This is a genomic window from Embleya sp. NBC_00888, assembly GCF_045207655.1.
In the GTDB taxonomy this organism is placed as follows: Bacteria; Actinomycetota; Actinomycetes; order Streptomycetales; family Streptomycetaceae; genus Embleya.
On sequence record NZ_CP108784.1, the window covers coordinates 6,809,172 to 6,826,650 of the forward strand.

The 17,479-nt window shown below is 72.3% G+C and carries 12 protein-coding genes; 9 read left to right on the forward strand and 3 right to left on the reverse strand.

Annotated features, from left to right (window positions below; genetic code table 11):
* Window positions 1–22: 22 nt before the first annotated feature.
* Together OG948_RS28940 and OG948_RS28945 are read right to left on the reverse strand one after the other, a co-directional pair.
* On the reverse strand, window positions 23–1,174 hold the full coding sequence (locus OG948_RS28940; RefSeq protein ID WP_406299261.1) for an acyl-CoA dehydrogenase family protein: 1,152 nt from the start codon (window positions 1,172–1,174) through the stop codon (window positions 23–25).
* An 85-nt stretch (window positions 1,175–1,259) separates the two neighbouring features.
* Complete coding sequence (locus OG948_RS28945; RefSeq protein WP_406299262.1) at window positions 1,260–4,820, reverse strand: indolepyruvate ferredoxin oxidoreductase family protein; 3,561 nt, start codon at window positions 4,818–4,820, stop codon at window positions 1,260–1,262.
* Window positions 4,821–5,170: 350 nt separating this feature from the next.
* On the opposite strand from OG948_RS28945, the gene OG948_RS28950 reads away from it, so the two are divergent.
* A complete protein-coding gene (locus OG948_RS28950; RefSeq protein ID WP_406299263.1) occupies window positions 5,171–5,989 on the forward strand; it encodes a GNAT family N-acetyltransferase in 819 nt (272 codons plus the stop codon).
* A gap of 104 nt (window positions 5,990–6,093) precedes the next feature.
* On the opposite strand, the gene OG948_RS28955 is transcribed toward OG948_RS28950, so the two are convergent.
* Window positions 6,094–6,951 carry an SDR family oxidoreductase gene (locus OG948_RS28955; RefSeq protein WP_406299264.1) on the reverse strand — a complete coding sequence of 286 codons (858 nt, stop codon included), beginning with the start codon at window positions 6,949–6,951 and terminating at the stop codon, window positions 6,094–6,096.
* Between the two features lie 150 nt (window positions 6,952–7,101).
* On the opposite strand from OG948_RS28955, the gene OG948_RS28960 reads away from it, so the two are divergent.
* From OG948_RS28960 to OG948_RS28995, 8 genes are all read left to right on the forward strand, one after another.
* On the forward strand, window positions 7,102–7,776 hold the full coding sequence (locus tag OG948_RS28960) for a TetR/AcrR family transcriptional regulator (protein WP_406299265.1): 675 nt from the start codon (window positions 7,102–7,104) through the stop codon (window positions 7,774–7,776).
* Between the two features lie 87 nt (window positions 7,777–7,863).
* Window positions 7,864–8,124 carry a hypothetical protein gene (locus OG948_RS28965; RefSeq protein WP_395859407.1) on the forward strand — a complete coding sequence of 87 codons (261 nt, stop codon included), beginning with the start codon at window positions 7,864–7,866 and terminating at the stop codon, window positions 8,122–8,124.
* 167 nt (window positions 8,125–8,291) lie between these two features.
* The gene (glmS, locus tag OG948_RS28970) at window positions 8,292–10,115 is read left to right on the forward strand and encodes a glutamine--fructose-6-phosphate transaminase (isomerizing) (protein WP_406299266.1); all 1,824 of its coding nucleotides are present in this window, start codon (window positions 8,292–8,294) and stop codon (window positions 10,113–10,115) included.
* 460 nt (window positions 10,116–10,575) lie between these two features.
* A complete protein-coding gene (locus tag OG948_RS28975) occupies window positions 10,576–12,258 on the forward strand; it encodes an AMP-binding protein (RefSeq protein ID WP_406299267.1) in 1,683 nt (560 codons plus the stop codon).
* Complete coding sequence (locus OG948_RS28980) at window positions 12,255–12,746, forward strand: acyl-CoA thioesterase (protein ID WP_406299268.1); 492 nt, start codon at window positions 12,255–12,257, stop codon at window positions 12,744–12,746. Before OG948_RS28975 ends, OG948_RS28980 begins: the two co-directional genes overlap by 4 nt.
* A gap of 127 nt (window positions 12,747–12,873) precedes the next feature.
* On the forward strand, window positions 12,874–15,264 hold the full coding sequence (locus OG948_RS28985; RefSeq protein ID WP_406299269.1) for an FAD-dependent monooxygenase: 2,391 nt from the start codon (window positions 12,874–12,876) through the stop codon (window positions 15,262–15,264).
* Between the two features lie 21 nt (window positions 15,265–15,285).
* Complete coding sequence (locus tag OG948_RS28990) at window positions 15,286–16,335, forward strand: carbon-nitrogen hydrolase family protein (RefSeq protein WP_395859401.1); 1,050 nt, start codon at window positions 15,286–15,288, stop codon at window positions 16,333–16,335.
* Window positions 16,332–17,441 carry a cupin domain-containing protein gene (locus tag OG948_RS28995; RefSeq protein WP_406299270.1) on the forward strand — a complete coding sequence of 370 codons (1,110 nt, stop codon included), beginning with the start codon at window positions 16,332–16,334 and terminating at the stop codon, window positions 17,439–17,441. Before OG948_RS28990 ends, OG948_RS28995 begins: the two co-directional genes overlap by 4 nt.
* Window positions 17,442–17,479 lie beyond the last annotated feature (38 nt).

Below are 17,479 nucleotides of genomic sequence, written 5' to 3' on the forward strand. Positions count from 1 at the left end.
CGCGTTCTTCGCGGGCACCGGCCTACTCCTTCGCGGCCCGGGCGAACTGCCGGGCGATGACTATGCGTTGGATCTGGTTGGTGCCCTCGAAGATCTGCATGATCTTGGCCTCGCGCATGTAGCGCTCGACCGGGAACTCGCGGGTGTAGCCGCATCCGCCGAACACCTGGACCGCGTCCGTGGTGACCTTCATCGCCGCGTCGGTGGCGACCAGCTTCGCGACGCTGGCCTGGCGGCTGTACGGCCGGCCCAGGTCGCGGCGGCGGGCCGCGTCCAGGTAGGTCGCGCGGGCGGAGTCGACGGCGGCGGCCATGTCGGCGAGCAGGAAGCCCAGACCCTGGTGGTCGACGATCCGACGGCCGAACGTGGTGCGTTCGTTGGCGTAGTCGACCGCCGCGTCCAACGCGGCCTGGGCCAAGCCCGTCGCGCACGCCGCGATGCCCAACCGGCCCGAGTCCAGCGCGCTCAACGCGATCGCCAACCCCTGGCCCTCGGCCCCGATCAGGCGGCCCCGGTCCAGGATCGCGCCGTCCCAGAACGCGCTGGTGGTGGGCACCGCGTTCAGGCCCATCTTCTCCTCCGGCCGACCGAATTCCAGCCCCTCGGCCGCGCCCGGCGCCAGGAAGCACGAGATGCCCCGGCTGCCCTCGCCGGTCCGGGCGAACAGGGCGTAGAAGTCGGCCTTTCCGCCGTGCGTGATCCACGCCTTGGTGCCGTTGATCCGGTATCCGTCGGCGACCGGGCGCGCCTTGCACACGATCGCGGCGGCGTCCGAGCCCGCGTGCGGTTCGGACAGGCTGTACCCGCCGATCAACCGGCCCTCCAGCATCCGCGGCAACCACCGCTCGCGCTGCTCGGGCGTGCCGTAGGTGGCCACCGGAAAGCAGGCCAGCGTGTGCACACTGGTGGCGACCGCCACCGCCGCCCAGCGCGCGGCCAGTTCCTCCAGGACCTGGAGGTAGACCTCGTAGGGCTGGCCGCTGCCGCCGTCCTCCTCGGCGTACGGCAGACCGAGCAGGCCCACCTCGCCCAGGATGCCGAACAGCCCCTCGGGGTAGGTCTCGTCGCGTTCGTGGCGCGCGGCGATGGGTGCCAGCTCGCGGTCCGCGACGGTGCGGGTGAGATCGAGCAGGTCCTCGGCGTCCCGAGTGGGCAGGAGGCGGTCGACGGTCACGGCTGCTCCGGAAGTCGGGGGTGTCGGGGTGTCGGGGGGGAGGAGGAAGGCCGGCCCCGCGGGGCCGGCCGAAGCGGGAAGGGGTTCAGCCGGCCCAGACGAGCGCGGGGTCGGCGGCCTTGTCGACCGGGGTGGGCGCGGTCAGTTCGGCCAGCGCGGTGCGCGCCGCCGTGCGGTACTCGGCGACTCGGGCGAGCTTGATCTCCTCGTAGCCGCGGATCGACTCGGGCAGCGCGACCAGCGCCACCACCGCGTCCACGTTGGCGGCGGACAGCTCGCGCAGCGCGGCCCGGACCAGGTTCCGGTACTGCGGCACCAGTTCGCGCTCGACCCGACGCACCTCGGCGTAGCCGAACACGTCCAGGCGGGTCCCGCGCAGGCCGCGCGCCGCGCGCAGGGCCCGGAAGGCCGGCACCGCCGTGCGGCGCAGCCGGATCTTGCGCTTCATCCCCAGGTAGCGCAGCACCGGCGGGTGCAGCAGCACCGAGACCGCCGCGTCCGGGCCGAACTCGGCGTCTCGACGGGCCTGTTCGACCGGGTCCAGGTGCAGGCGGGCCACCTCGTACTCGTCCTTGTAGGCCATCAGGTGGTGCAGCGCCCGGGCGTACGCCACCGCGACGCGCTCACCCGCCGGCGCGCCGGCCCGCTCGATCGCCAGGGTCCGGACCGCGCGCACGTCGTCGGCGTACCGGCGGGCGTAGGCCGCGTCCTGGTAGCCCGTCAGATCGGCGATCCGGGTGCCCAGCACCTCGCGCAGCTCGGCCTCGCCGCCCGAGCCGTCGGCCAGCGCCGCCGAGGCCGCGTCGACCTCGACCACCGCGCGGGGCGGCGCCTCGACGGCGGCGGCCAGTACCGCGGCCGGGTCCACGGCCATCGCCCGACCCCAGCGGAACGCCGCCAGGTTCTTGTCCACGGCCGCGCCGTTGAGGGTGATCGCCCGCTCGATCGCACTCGCGCTCAGTGGCAGGCAGCCGTGCTGGAACGCGGCCCCGATCAGGATCATGTTGGCCGGCATGTGGTCGGCGAACAGCGCCTCGGACAGGCCCAGCGCGTCCAGGTACAGGTTCTCGGCGTGCCTGGTCGCCGCGTCGATGCGCTCCAGCGTCTCGTTCGGGGAACCGGGCAGCGCGATCTGGTTGGTGACCATCGCGGCGGTCGGCACGATCGCGGTGTTGACCACGGCGACGGTGCGCTCCGGGTCGGCGGTGGCCAGGTTGCTCGCGGCCGCCGTGCCGAGCAGGTCGAAGCCGATCAGCACGTCCGCGCCGGCCCGCGAGGCGCGCAGCGCGCCGTCGATCGGCCGGTTCGAGATGCGCAGGTCGGACACCACCGGGCCGCCCTTCTGGGCCAGGCCGGTCTGCTCGAGGCCGGCCGCGTACAGCCCGTCCAGGTGGGCGGCCATCTGCAGGATCGAGGACACGGTCACCACGCCGGTGCCACCGATCCCGGGCATCCGCACCAGCAGGTCGGCGTCGGTGACCCGACGCGCGGGCGGCGCCGGTTCCAGCGGCAGGGCCGGTATGCTCCGGGCCTTGCGGGTGCCCGGCTCGACCAGCAGGAAGGACGGGCAGTCGCCGTTCAGGCAACTGAAGTCCGAGTTGCACGAGCCCTGGTGGATGTGCGTCTTGCGGCCGAACTCGGTGTCCACCGGCTGCACCGACAGGCACGAGGACTTGTCCCCGCAGTCGCCGCAGCCCTCGCACACCCGCTCGTTGACGACCACCTTCTCGGCCGGCGTCGGCAACTGCCCCCGCTTGCGCAGCCGGCGCTCCTCGGCCGCGCACCGGTCGTCGTGGATCAGCACGGTCACGCCGTCGAGGGCGGCCAACTCACGCTCTGCATCCGCGAGTTCGTCGCGGTGGCGGACGGTGGCGATCGGGTCGAGCCGAACTCCGCGGTAACCGCGCGGGTCGTCGGTGGTGACCACCACCCGGCGCACCCCCTCGACCGCGAGCCAGCGGGTCAACGCCGGTACGTCCAGCCGCCCTTCGGCCTTCTGGCCGCCGGTCATCGCGACCGCGTCGTTGTACAGCAGCTTGTAGGTCATCTTGGCGCCGGCCGCGACGGCGGCCCGGATCGCCAGCGACCCGGAGTGGTGGAAGGTGCCGTCGCCGAGGTTCTGCACGAAGTGCTTGTCGTCGGTGAACGGCATCAGGCCGATCCACTGCGCGCCCTCACCGCCCATCTGGGTCAGCCCGAGCTGATGCCCTCGGCCCTTGCCGTCCAGCGCGATCATCACGTGGCAGCCGATGCCGACGCCGACCAAGGTGTCGTCGGCGGTGCGGGTGGAGGCGTTGTGCGGACAACCGGAACAGAAGTACGGGGTGCGCGAGGCCAACATCGGCAGCGCGATCCGCGACGGGCGCCTGGGGGCGAGCGTGGCCAGGTAGGCGGTCGCGGACGCGGGCAGCCGCTCGGTGCCGATCCGCGCGGCGATGGCCCGGGCCACGTCGTCCGCGCCGAGCGTGCCGCGCGCGGTGAGCAGCGGGCGACCGGTGTCGTCCCGGCGACCGACGATGCGCGGCGCGTCCGGGCGACGGTACAGGGCCTCCTTGAGGCGAGCCTCCAGGAACGGCACCTTGTCCTCGACGACCAGCACCTCGTCCAGGCCGTCGGTGAGCTCGGCCAGTTCGGCGTCGTCCAGCGGGAACGGCATGCCGATCCGGATCAGCCGGACGCCGAGTGTGTCGTCCCCGTCCAGGCCGAGGTCGGCGAGCGCGCGGCGGACCACCGAGAACGACACACCCGCGGCGAGGATGCCGAGGCGGGCGTCGGTGGCGTCCTGCTCGATCCGGTTGAGCCGGTGCTCCCGGGCGTAGGCGCGGGCCAGGTCGAGCCGACGGGTGATCAGGTCGTGCTCGGCGTCGAGCGCGGCCGGGCCGACCAGCGTGGGCAGCGTGCCGCGCTTGGTCGCCGCCGGGACCGGGATGCCCTTGCCCCACCCGGACACGTCCACCGTGGTCGACGCGTCGGCGATGTCGGCGACGATCTTCAGGCCGGTCCACAGGCCGCACGCGCGGGACATGGCCACCGCGTGCAGGCCGAACTCGACGATCTCGCCGACCGTGCCGGGCGCGAGCAGCGGCATCGACAGGCTTTCCATCATCGGTTCGCACGAGCTGGGCACCGTCGACGACTTGCTGCCCGGGTCGTCGCCGATCCACGCGACGGCGCCGCCGAGCGGGGCGGTACCGGCCATCGTGGCGTGCCGGATCGCGTCCGCGGCCCGGTCCAGGCCCGGGTTCTTGCCGTACCAGAACCCGGTCACACCGGCGTACCGGGCGCCCGGGGTCTGGTCGACGAGCTGCGTCCCGGCGACCGCGGTCGCGGCCAGCTCCTCGTTCAACCCCGCCTGGAACACCACGCCGGCCGGGTCCAGCCAGCGCTTGGCGCGACCCATCTCCAGGTCCACGCCACCCAGCGGCGAACCCTGGTAGCCGCTGACGAAGACCCGGGTGTCCAGGCCGCGCGCGATGTCCAGACGGCGCTGCTCCAGGGTCAGCCGGATCAGCGCCTGCACACCCGAGATCAGCACGCGGCCCTGCTCGGCGGTGTACTTGTCGTCCAGGGAGACATCCGGGAAGGACGAGGGCGCGTCCTGCGACGCCGGGACCGGAAGCGAAGGCGAAGCCTGATCTGTGCGCACGGAAGCCTCCGTCGTAGCCGGATGGGGTGGCGGCTGGGGGTGGGGTGGAGTGCGGTAAGCACACCAATGGCGCCTCCAGGACGCAAGTACCTTGCGAGATTTAGGGCGGAAGACGCAAAGATCTTGCCGAGTGGTGATTGGCCAGTCGATTTGTTTGCGTGTGAAGCGCGTCACCGAAGGGGTCGGGATGGGACCCGGGTCGTTCGCGTGGTGCCGTCCAGGGGTAGCCGAGCACACCGTGGGAACGACGAAACGCGACGAGATGCGGGATGAGGGGCGGTGCGGCCGGAATGGGCGATTCGCAGGCGCGTGAACCGGACGTACACGAGCCGGGAGGGCGTGCATCGGGAATGCGTGAACCGGATGCACGCGAGCCGGACGTGGGCGAGCCGGACGTGCGCGAACTGCGCGAGATCGACGAGTTTCGCGACGTCGAGCACCTGTACGGCGGGATCTGGCCGGCCGTGCCGGGGCAGGGCCTCCCGGTGACCGTCGAGCTGATGCGGGCGCTCACGTACGCCGGGAACTACGTCGCCGGGGCGTATCGGGACGGCCGAATGGTCGGTGCGACGGTCGCCTTCCTGGGCGCGCCGATCGGCGAGACGCTGCACTCGCACGTCACCGGCGCGCTGGCCGGGAGCGGCGCGGGCTTCGCGCTCAAGACGCACCAGCGCGAATGGGCCCTCGCGCGCGGGCTGCGCCGGATCACCTGGACGTACGACCCGCTGATCCGTCGCAACGCCCACTTCAACGTGACCAAGCTGGGCGCGCGTCCGGTGGCCTACCTGCCGGACTTCTACGGCGACATGGTGGACACCGTCAACAGCGGCGACGAGAGCGACCGGCTCCTGGTGTCCTGGGAGCTGAACGACCCGAGGGTACGAGCGGCCGTGCGCCGCGAGTGGACCCCGCCCCCGCCGCCCCCGAACGGCCGGCCGGCCCTGACGACACGGGCCGGCCGACCGGCTCCGACCGGCACGAACGCCGAGACGGTACTGATCGCCGTCCCCCCGGACATCGAATCCCTCCGCCGCACCGACCCGACCATGTCCCGAGCCTGGCGCACAGCCCTACGCGACACCCTGGGCGTGTTCCTCGACCACGGAGCCACGGTGCTGAGCTTCGACCGGGACGAGGGGTATGTGGTGTCGCGCTCGCGGCGAGACTGACCAGGCCGCGTCCCGCGCGCGACGGATCGACTCGCGATCCGGCCCGGCCCTCCCGACGCGGCTCGACGCGGCTCGACCCGGCCGGTTCGGGCATCGCCCGAGGGTCAGGGATTGAGTGCCGCGGTGACGGAATCCGCGAGGGGGGTGGTGGGGCGGCCGAGAAGGTCGGCCAAGTGGCCCGTGGTGGTGGCCAGTTCGCCTCGGGCGATGGCCGCCTCGGTGTCGGCGAAGACCGGGATCATGGGTTCGGGGAGACCGGCGGCGCGAAGGGCCCGGGCGTATTCGGCGGCGGGGAGCGCGCGGTAGGCGACCGGCGTGCCGGACAGGCGGGTCACCACGTCGGCGTACTCGGCCAGGGTCCACGCGGTGTCGCCGGCGAGTTCGTAGGTCGCGTACTCGTGGCCCGGGCCGGTCAGCACGATCGCGGCGGCCTCGGCGTAGTCGGTGCGTGCGGCGGTGGCGAGTCGGCTGTCGGGCGCGGCGCTGCCCAGGATGGTGCCGCCGGCTGGCACGCCGGGGAGTCGGGCGGTGTAGTTCTCGGTGTACCAGCCGTTGCGCAGGAAGGTGTACGGCACGCCGGAATCCTGGATCAGGCGCTCGGTGACGTGGTGGTCGTCGGCGACCAGGAAGCGGGTGTTCGGGCCGCCCAGGATGCCGGTGTAGGCGAGCAGTGCGACGCCGGCCGCCTTGGCCGCGTCCACCACGGCGGCGTGTTGGGCGACGCGGATGCCGAACTCGTTGCCGGAGACGAGCAGTACCCGGTCGCCGGGACCGAACACGCCGACCAGCGACTCGGCGTCGTCGTGATCCGCCGTCCTGATTGCGACGCCCCGATCGGCCAGATCTGCGGCCTTCGCCGGATCGCGGACCACGACGGCGACCCGGTCGGCGGGTACCCGGTCCAGCAGGTGCCGCACGACGAGGCGGCCGAGTTGTCCGGTGGCGGCGGTGACGACGTACATGGTGCGCGCTCCTTGATGTTGTGCCGGTGGGTTCGCCGAGGGGCCGAGGTGCCGATGGGCGAATGCGGTCGGCGAGCCGCTTCGTGCAGTAAAGTACAACGGTGATGGCAAATTTGTACAACGAGCGTTGTAAGTTTCCGAAGGGGTGCGATGAGCGACGTGAGCCGGCCGACCGGTGAGGCTGCGAGTCCCGGTCCTCGTCGGGACTGGGGTGGGAAGCGGGCCGCGATCCTGGCGGGCGCCCGGGTCGTGTTCGGGCGGGAGGGGTACGCGGGGGCCGGCATCGATGCCATCGCGGCCGAGGCGGGCGCCTCCACACGGACGATCTACAACCATTTCCAGGACAAGGAGACGCTGTTCGGCGCGGCTGTCCGGGACAGCTCGATCCAGGTGCGCGACCGGCTGATCGCGGCCGTTCGACGGCACCCGGACCGGGTCGGCGACCTGGAGGCGGACCTGATCGCGTTGGCCCGGGCGTGGGTGGACGTGACCGTGGAGTGCGCCGAACACTTCGCGCTGGTGCGTCAGTTGAACGTCGCGGCGGGGCAGTTCCCGGGCGAGCTGATCGACGAGTGGCGGGCCGTCGGCCCGGATGCTGCGCGGGCCGAACTCGCCCGGTACATGGCGCTGTTGATCGCCCGTGGGCAACTCGCCGACGGTGATCCGGAGCGGATCGCGCGGTACTTCCACCTGCTGGCGTTCGCCGAGATCAACGAGCGCGCCGCCGCGGTGGAGGGTCGTCTCGAGGATGCCGAAATCACCAAGATCCTCACCGCCGGCGTGCGCGCCTTCCTCTATGGCCAACTGTCCGGTCGGGCGTCATGAGCGCGCTCCCGCGCGGCATGGAGGCAGGATCTGCCCGAATTCGGGCAGATTCTTGCCGTCCGGGTGGGTCGGGTCCAGGATCGGAGTGTGGCTGACGGCGAATTGGTGGAGCGCATCGCGGCGACGACCGGGTTGTCCCCCTCGGAGGCGGCGCGGATCGTCGACGACGTGCTGGCCTGGTACCGAGAGCCGGTCGAGGACTACGTCCGGCGCCGGCATCGGCACCACAAGGTCTACGGCAAGCGCAACGCGCAGATCTACCGCCTGATCGCCGCCGAACTCGGTGATCGCCTCGTCGCGCCACCCGAGTTGACCGAGCGTCAACTGCGGCGCGTCATCTACGGCTGAGCCGACGGGTTCCGCCGGCCCGACCGGGTTCCCCGGGTCGACCGGGTCGCCTCGGCCGACCCGGTCGCCGGCCACCCGCGACGTGCCCGACGGACCGACCCTCCGACCCTTCGACCGCCCGGTGTGGCCGAACGGACCGACCTGCCAAGAGCAAGGAGCGCAGCAGCATGTGCGGAATCGTGGGTTACATCGGCGCGCAGCAGGCCGCCCCCATCCTGCTCGAAGGACTCGCCCGGCTGGAGTACCGAGGCTACGACTCGGCCGGCATCGCGGTGCTGGGCGCGCGCGGCGCGGCCAAGGTGGTGCGTCGGGTGGGCCGCGTCCACGCGCTCGCGGCCGCCGTACCGGCCAAGACCTCGGGCCGGGTCGGCATCGGGCACACCCGATGGGCCACCCATGGCGTGCCCTCGGAGACCAACGCGCATCCGCACGCTTCGGCGGACGGCCGGATCCAGGTCGTGCACAACGGGATCATCGACAACGCGGCGGCGTTGCGGGCCCGGCTCACCGCGGAGGGGGTCGAACTGGCCTCCGAGACCGACACCGAGGCGCTGGCGCACCTGATCGCCCGGGCGAACGAGGACACCCTGGAGGCGGCCGTGGTGGCCGCACTCGCGCAGGTGACCGGGACGTACGCGATCGCCGTCGTGGACGCGGCGACCCCGGACCGGATCGTGGTGGCCCGGAACGGCTCGCCGCTGGTGATCGGGGTCGGCGAGCGGGAGATGTTCGTCGCGAGCGACGCCGCGGCCCTGGTCCGGCACACCAGTTCGGTCGTGCACCTGGAGGACGGCGAGTTGGCGAGCGTCACCGCGACCGGCTTCCGCACGTTCACCCGTGAGCACGAGGACGTCGCCAAGACGCCCACCACGGTCGAGCTCACCGTCGAGGAACTCGAACTCGCGGGCCACGAGCACTTCATGCACAAGGAGATCCACGAACAGCCTTCCTCCGTGGAGCGCATGCTGGGCGGGCGGCTCGACGACCGGTTCGGCTCGGCCCGGCTGGACGGACTGCGGATGGAGTTGCGCGAACTGCGCGGGTTCCGTCGGGTCAAGGTGCTCGGGTGCGGATCGGCCTACTACGTGGGCCAGTTGGGGGCCGGACTGATCGAGGACCTGGCCCGGGTGCCGGCCGACGCCGAACCGGCCTCGGAGTTCCGCTACCGCAATCCGGTGATCGAGCCGGACACGCTGTACGTCGCGGTCAGCCAGTCCGGCGAGACCGCCGACACGTTGTTCGCGGTGCGCGAGATCCAGCGCAAGGGCGGTCGGGTGGTCGGCCTGGTCAACGTGGTCGGCTCGTCCATCGCGCGGCAGTGCGACGGCGGCATCTACCTGCACGCAGGGCCCGAGGTCTCGGTGGCCTCGACCAAGGCGCTGACCCACATGTCGGTGGGCTTCGCGCTGTTGGCGCTGGCGCTCGGTCGGGTGCACGACCTGTCGCACGCGGACGGCGCGCGGATCCTGGCCGGCCTCCAGGCGCTGCCCGGCCAGATCGCCGAGATCCTGGCCGACGAGGAGACCATCGCCGAAGCGGGTCGGCGGCTCGCGGACGCGCGCAGCCTGTTCTTCATCGGCCGGGTGCGGGGCTTCCCGGTCGCGCGGGAGGCGGCGCAGAAGTTCAAGGAGATCACCTACCGGCACGCCGAGGCGTACCCGAGCAGCGAGCTCAAGCACGGTCCGCTCGCGCTGATCGACGCCGACCTGCCGACGGTGGCGATCATCCCGGACGACGGCCTGGTCGGCCGCAATCTCGCGGCGGCACACGAGATCCGCGCGCGCGGCGGCCGGCTGACCGTGATCACCCACCCGGGGGTGGACCTCGGCGACCTCGAAGCCGACCGGATCGACATCCCGCGCAACGAACCCGAACTGGACCCGATCCTGCTGACGATCCCCACCCAACTCCTGGCCTACCACGCGGCCCGGGCCCTCGGTGAGGACATCGACCGCCCCCGCAACCTCGCCAAGTCCGTCACGGTCGAGTAGGCCACCCGGTCCACCCCCCGTTGCCCACCCGGTCCACCCCCCGTTGCCCACCCGGCCCGCTCGGCACCCCCGAGCGGGCCGGACGCATGTCCGGACCCCCGCGCCCCGGACACACGACACCCGTGCGGCGGCACGCCCGCCCGCCCGCGCCCGCCGCGGCGACCGATCGGGGGGCCGTCCGGATCACCCGGAGAGACGACCTGCGGTGGGCAGCCCGGCCCGCGGCGGGGGAGTCTCGGGTGTGGACACCGCACCCACCCTCGCAGCCCTCGCAGCCCCAACGGCTCCACTCGGCTCACCCCGACCCGAGCCCGCCTCGGACCCGATCCGCGCCCACCCCCGTCGCCCGCCCGAGGCGCACTCTGCCGCCCGAGGGATTATCGCGTTACATTGACTGTCGTCAGGAATGATAGATACTGGCTCCGCGACTCCCGCTGACACCAGGATGAGGTGCGCGCACATGGAGCTGTTTCCCTCCGCTCATGTCGACACGTTTTGCCGTGATCGACTGCCACCGGCCGAGTTGTGGCCCGAACTGCGTTTCGAATTGCCGGAATTGCACTACCCGACTCGGCTCAACTGTGCCCGGGTCCTGTTGGACGACACCGTGCGCCGACTGGGTCCCGACCGGCGGTGTCTGGTCACGCTCGATGACGAGTGGACGTACGGTGACCTGCTGCTTCGGGCCGATCAGGTGGCCCGGGTGCTGACCGAGGAGCTCGGCGTGGTGCCGGGCAACCGGGTGTTGCTGCGCGGCCCGAACAACCCGTGGCTGGTCGCCTGCTGGTTCGGCGTACTCAAGGCGGGTGGTGTCGTGGTCACCACGATGCCGCTGCTCCGGGCGCACGAGCTGACCACGCTGTGCGAGATCAGCGCGCCCACGGTGGCGCTGTGCGACCACCGCTTCCTGGAGGAGCTGGACGCGGCCCGGGTGCCGGGGCTGACCACCCTCGCCTACGGCGGCGACGCGCCGACCGACCTCGGCCGGCGCTGCGCGGACAAGAGCGGCGGGTTCGAGGCGGTGGACACCTCGGCCGACGACGTCGCGCTGATCGCGTTCACCTCCGGGACCACCGGCCGGCCCAAGGCCACCATGCACTTCCACCGCGACGTTTTGGCCAACTCCGACACCTTCTCGCGGCACATCCTCAAGCCCACCCCGGACGACCTGTTCGCGGGCACCCCGCCGCTGGGCTTCACCTTCGGCCTCGGCGGCCTGGTGGTCTTCCCGCTGCACGTCGGCGCGGCCACCCTGCTGCTCGAGCACGCCTCGCCCGAGCGGCTGGCCCGGATCATCGCCGAGCACGGCGTCACCGTGCTGTTCACCGCGCCGACCGCCTACCGGGCGATCATGGGCGCGGGCCTGGCCGACCTGCTCAAGGGCGTCCGGCGATGCGTGTCGGCGGGTGAGGCGCTGCCCGCGGAGACCTGGCACGACCTGCACGCGGCGACCGGGATCGAGCTGATCGACGGGATCGGCGCGACCGAACTGCTGCACGTGTTCGTCTCCGCCGCCGACCAGGACATCCGCCCCGGCGCGACCGGCCGAGCGGTGCCCGGCTTCGAGGCGGTGGTGCTCGACGCCGACGGTCACCGTGTCCCGGACGGTACGCCCGGGCAGCTCGCGGTCAAGGGGCCGACCGGCTGCCGGTACCTCGACGACCCGCGCCAGACCAGTTACGTGCGGGACGGCTGGAACATCACCGGCGACACCTACATCCGCGACGCCGACGGCTACCTCTGGTACCAGGCCCGCAGCGACGACATGATCGTCTCCTCCGGCTACAACATCGCCGGCCCCGAGGTCGAACTCGCCCTGGCCGCCCACCCGGACGTCGCCGAGTGCGGCGTGGTCGGCGCGCCGGACCCCAGACGCGGCCTGATCGTCAAGGCGTACGTCGTGCTGCGCGAGGGCGTGGCCGCCGACGCCGAGACCGCCACCCGCATCCAGACCTTCGTCAAGCAGGCCATCGCGCCGTACAAGTACCCGCGCGCCGTCGAGTTCGTGGCCACGCTGCCGCGCACCGGCAACGGCAAGCTGCGCCGCGGCGAACTGCGCGCCTGGGCCCAGGCGCCCGCCGCGCCCGCACCGGCCGGCCCCAAACCCCCGGCCCCGAACCCCCTTGCCCCGGAGACCTCGTGAAAGGCGACGAGATGCAGGACACCCGCCCGGCACAGACCGACCCGACCGATCCGGCGGACGACTCCGAGGCGGCGACGCTGCCCTCGGTGGTGATCGAGCGCCGGGTCGAATGGCAGGACACCGACGCCGCCGGCCACTACCACTACTCGGCGGTGCAGCGCTGGGTCGAGGCGGCGGAGGCGGTGCTGCTGCGCCGGCTGGGTGTGGCCGACCTGTTCGGCCGGATCCCGCGCGTGCACTTCGAGGCGGACTACCGCGAGCGGCTGTGGTTCGGCGAGTCCGCGCACATCGCGCTGGGGATCGCCCGGGTGGGCACCAGTTCGCTGCACTACACGTTCGAGGTGCGCGGCGAGCAGGGCATCGCCGCGACCGGTCGGGTGTCCGTCGCGCACTGCCCGCCGGACGCGAAGGGCGCCTCGCCCTGGCCGGACGAGACCCGGGCCGCGCTCTCCAGCGGCGGCCCGCAACGACCGGAGTCGTACGCCTGACCGGCGCGCCGGTGCGAGGGCTCGAAGGACGCCGCGAGCCCTCCACCCGCACCGGATATCGCGCCCTGTTGACGACCGTGGAATTTATTACATACGCTCGGGTAGGCCGGGAACATTGGAGGACGCTGTGCGCATCGCAGTCATCGGTGGCGGGCCGGGCGGGTTGTACTTCGCCGCCCTCGCCAAGCAGCTCTCGCCGGCCGCGGAGATCACCCTGTGGGAGCGCAACGCACCGGACGACGTGTTCGGCTTCGGCGTGGTCTTCTCCGACGAGACGCTGGACGGCATCGCGCAGGCCGACCCGGAGATCTTCGCCGCGATGTCCGCGGGCTTCGCCCGCTGGACCGACATCGACATCCGCTACGGCGGTCGCACCCTGACCTCCGGCGGGCACGGGTTCGCCGCGCTGGGCCGGGAGCGGCTGCTGCGCATCCTCCAGGAGCGGTGCGCCGCGCTCGGCGTGGACCTGCGCTACCGCACCGAGGCGCCCGACGTGGACGAACTGGCGCGCACCCACGACCTGGTGGTCGCCTCGGACGGCGTGCGCTCGGCGGTGCGCGAACGCTACGCCGACACCTTCCGGCCCGATCTCGACGAGCGCGGCTGCCGGTACATGTGGCTGGGCACCGACAAGGTCTTCGACGCGTTCACCTTCATCGTCGACAAGTTCGACTTCGGCGTGGTGCAGGTGCACGCGTATCCGTTCGACGACCGACGCAGCACCTTCATCGTCGAACTCGCCGAGGACGCCTGGCGGCGCGGCGGGTTCGCCGAGTTCGCCGGCCGCGACCTGCCGCGCGGGGCCAGTGACGACGCGGGTATCGCGCGGTGCGAGGCGCTGCTGGCCGAACACCTGGACGGCCACCGGCTGATCCCGAACAACTCGCGCTGGATCAGGTTCAGCACCGTGCGCAACGCCTCGTGGCACCACGAGAACGTGGTCCTGCTCGGCGACGCCGCGCACACCGCGCACTTCTCCATCGGCTCGGGCACCAAGCTGGCGATGGAGGATGCGCTCGCGCTGGCCGCCTGCCTGAACGAGCACGCCGGCATCCCGGCCGCGCTGACCGCCTACGAGGCCGAGCGCAAGCCGGTGGTCGGCTCCACCCAGCGCGCCGCGCAGGCCAGCCTGGAATGGTTCGAGAACATCGACCGCGCGGTCGGCCAGGCGCCCGAGCAGTTCGCCTTCAACCTGCTCACCCGCAGCCGCCGGGTCACCCACGCCAACCTGCTCGAGCGCGACCCCGCGTTCGTCGCCCGGGTGGACACCGCGTTCACCGCCGGGCGGCCGGACCGGGTGGACGCCGCGCCGATGTTCCAGCCCTTCCGGCTCGGCTCGGTCCGGCTGCGCAACCGTGTGCTGGTGCCGCCGATGGCCACCTACGCGGCGCGCGACGGCATCCCGGGGCCGTTCGAGGCCGCGCACCTGGGCGCGCTCGCACTCGGCGGCGCGAGCCTGGTCTTCGCGGGCATGACGGCCGTACTGCCCAACGGCCGGGCCACCGAGGCCTGTCCGGGCCTGTGGTCGGACGCGCACGAGGCCGCGTGGCGCGATGTGGTCACCCGGGTCAAGGAACAGGCCCCGGACGGACCGCTGCTGGGCATCCAGCTCAGCCACGCCGGACGCCGCGCGGCGACCACCGTGCCGGACGCCGACGGTCGGAGTGTGCCGCTGGGCCCGAACGGCTGGCCGACGGTGGCCGCGTCGGCGATCCCCTGGGACACCGCGAACGACTTCCGGCCGCGCGAGGCGGACCGCGCGGACCTGGACGCGATCACCGCCGCGTTCGCCGCCGCCGCCGCGCGGGCCGACCGGGCGGGCTTCGACGCGCTGGAACTCCAGTACGGCCACGGCCACCTGATGTCCGGCTTCCTGTCCCCGCTGACCAACCTGCGCGAGGACGAGTACGGCGGCTCGCTCGCCGGCCGGCTGCGCTTCCCGATAGAGGTGCTGTCCGCGGTGCGGGCGGTGTGGCCGACGAACAAGCCGCTGGTGGTGCGCATCTCGGCGAGCGACTGGGCCCAGGGCGGCACCACCGAGGACGACGCGGTACGCATCGCCCGGGCACTGGCGGCGGCCGGCGCGGACGGCATCGACGTGTCCTCGGGCGAGGTGGTCGCGCACGAGCGGCCCGCCTACGGGCGCGGCTACCAGACCCCGTTCGCCGATCTGATCCGCAACGCGACCGGCGTGCCGACCATCGCGGTCGGCGCGATCTCCACCTACGACGACGTCAACTCGATCCTGCTCGCGGGTCGCGCCGACCTGTGCGCGGTCGGCCGCGCCCACCTGTACGACCCGATGTGGACGTTGCACGCCGCCGCCGAGCAGGGCTACACCGGACCCGGCGCGTCCTGGCCGAGCGCGTGGCGCCCCGGCAGCCGCAAGCCGCCCGGCGCGGGCAGCGACCGGGTGCCGCCGCGACTGCACCTGCTGCGCGAGAGCGTCGAAGCGGTGCCGCGCCGCTGGCGGCCCGAGCCCGACCCGAGCCTGGTGGCCGTACCCGGCCGGCGTTGACCCGGACACGAGGAGCCCGACATGGACAGTCCCACCCCGCCGATCGTGCTGACCGGTGAACAACGCGACAACCCGCCCCGGTTCAAGGCCGCCGCCGTGCAGGCCTCGCCGGTCTACCTGGACGCGGCCGCCACGGTGGCCAAGGCGGTCGCACTGATCCGCGAAGCCGCCGCCAACGGCGCCGCCTTGATCGTCTTCCCCGAGGTGTTCGTGCCGGGGTACCCGTACTGGAACTGGACGATGAACCCGGTCCAGGGCTCGCCCTGGTTCGAACGCCTGTACCGCTCCTCGGTGGACGTGCCCGGCCCGCACGTGGAGGCACTGCGCGCCGCCGCCCGGGCGGCCGGCGCGGTGGTGGTGATCGGCGTCAACGAGCGCGGCCCGCACAGCATGGGCGTGCTCTACAACACGATGCTGACCATCGACGCGGACGGCGAACTGATCGGGGTGCACCGCAAGCTGGTGCCCACCTGGGCGGAGAAGCTGACCTGGACCGGCGGCGACGGCAGCTCGCTGCGCGTGCACCCGACCGGGATCGGCCCGCTCGGCGTGCTCGCGTGCGGCGAGAACACCAACACGCTGGCCCGCTTCACCCTGCTCGCGCAGGGCGAACTCGTGCACGCCGCGAGCTACATCGCCCTGCCGGTGGCACCGGCCGACTACGACATGGCGGACGCCATCGCGGTGCGCACCGCCGCGCACAGCTTCGAGGGCAAGGTGTTCTCCGTGGTCGCGTGCTCGACCATCTCGCCCGAGATCGTGGACGCCATCGCCGGCGACGACGACGAGGTGCGCAAGCAGCTCGGCCGCGAACGCAGCGCGCTCTCCGGGATCTTCGGCCCCGACGGCCGCCCGGTGACCGAACCGCTGATCGACGACGAGGGCATCGTCTACGCCGACATCGACCTCGCCAAGTGCATCCAGCCCAAGCAGATGCACGACATCGTCGGCCACTACAACCGCTTCGACATCTTCCGACTGAACGTCGACAACCGGCCCAGATCGCCGATCACGTTCACCCACGACAGTGCCCCCACGCCCCTCGCACCTGCCCCCGAGGAGGAGAAATGACCACCCAGGACGACAACATGCTCGGCCGGGCCCGAGTCACCGACACCCCGGAACTGAGCGCCTACTACGCCGAGTTGGCCGACCGCGAGGCCGGTGCGCTGTGGACCGTGGCGAACGAGATCGAGCCGTGGTACCCACAGCCCAAGTCGGTGCCCACGCTGTGGCGCTACGCCGAACTGCGCCCCCTGGTGCGCAAGGCGCTCGACCTGGTCAAGGCGGACGACGCGGGCCGGCGGGTGGTGATGCTGGTCAACCCCGGGCGCCGGGACGTCAGCGCGGCGGCCGGCCTGCTGTACACGGGCCTGCAGATCATGGGCCCGGGCGAGTCGATGACCGCCCACCGACACCAGGCCGCCGCGCTGCGCTTCGTCCTGGAGGGCACCGGCGCGTGGACCATCGTGGACGGCGAGAAACTCAAGGTCGGCGCCCGCGACTTCGCGATCACCCCGAACGGCACCTGGCACGAGCACGGCAACGAGTCCGACGACGCGCCGGTGATCTGGCAGGACGGCCTGGACATTCCGCTGGTCAACGCGCTGGACGCGGGCTTCTACGAGGTGCACCCCGACGTGTACCAGGTGCCCGGCAAGGTGGTGAACTCCTCGGTCCTGACCTTCGGCGGCAACCTGGTGCCGTACGGCGCCGAGCGGTGGACCCGGCCCTACTCACCGCTGCTGGCCTGGCCGTGGGAGCCCACCTACCAGGCGCTGTTGGACCTGGCGAAGGCGAGCGAGGGATCGCCGTACGACGGCGTGATCATGGAGTACACCAACCCCGCCACCGGCGGCTCGGTGATGCCGACGATGAGCGCGCACATCCAACTCCTGCGCGCGGGACAGGCGACGAAGGCGCACCGGCACACCGGTTCGGTCGTGTACACCGCGGCCAAGGGCCACGGCGTCTCGATCGTGGGCGGGCAGCGCTTCGAGTGGCACGAGGGCGACGTCTTCGCGGTCCCGGCCTGGGCCTGGCACGAACACGCCAACCTCGACACCTCCGAGGACGCGGTGTTGTTCTCCTTCAACGACTTCCCGGTGATGCGCTCGCTCGGCTTCCACCGCGAAGAGGCGTACGTCGACAACGACGGACATCAGCCGACCCCCTGATCACCGGGGCGCCGGATCGGGCCGCGTGCCCACCGATC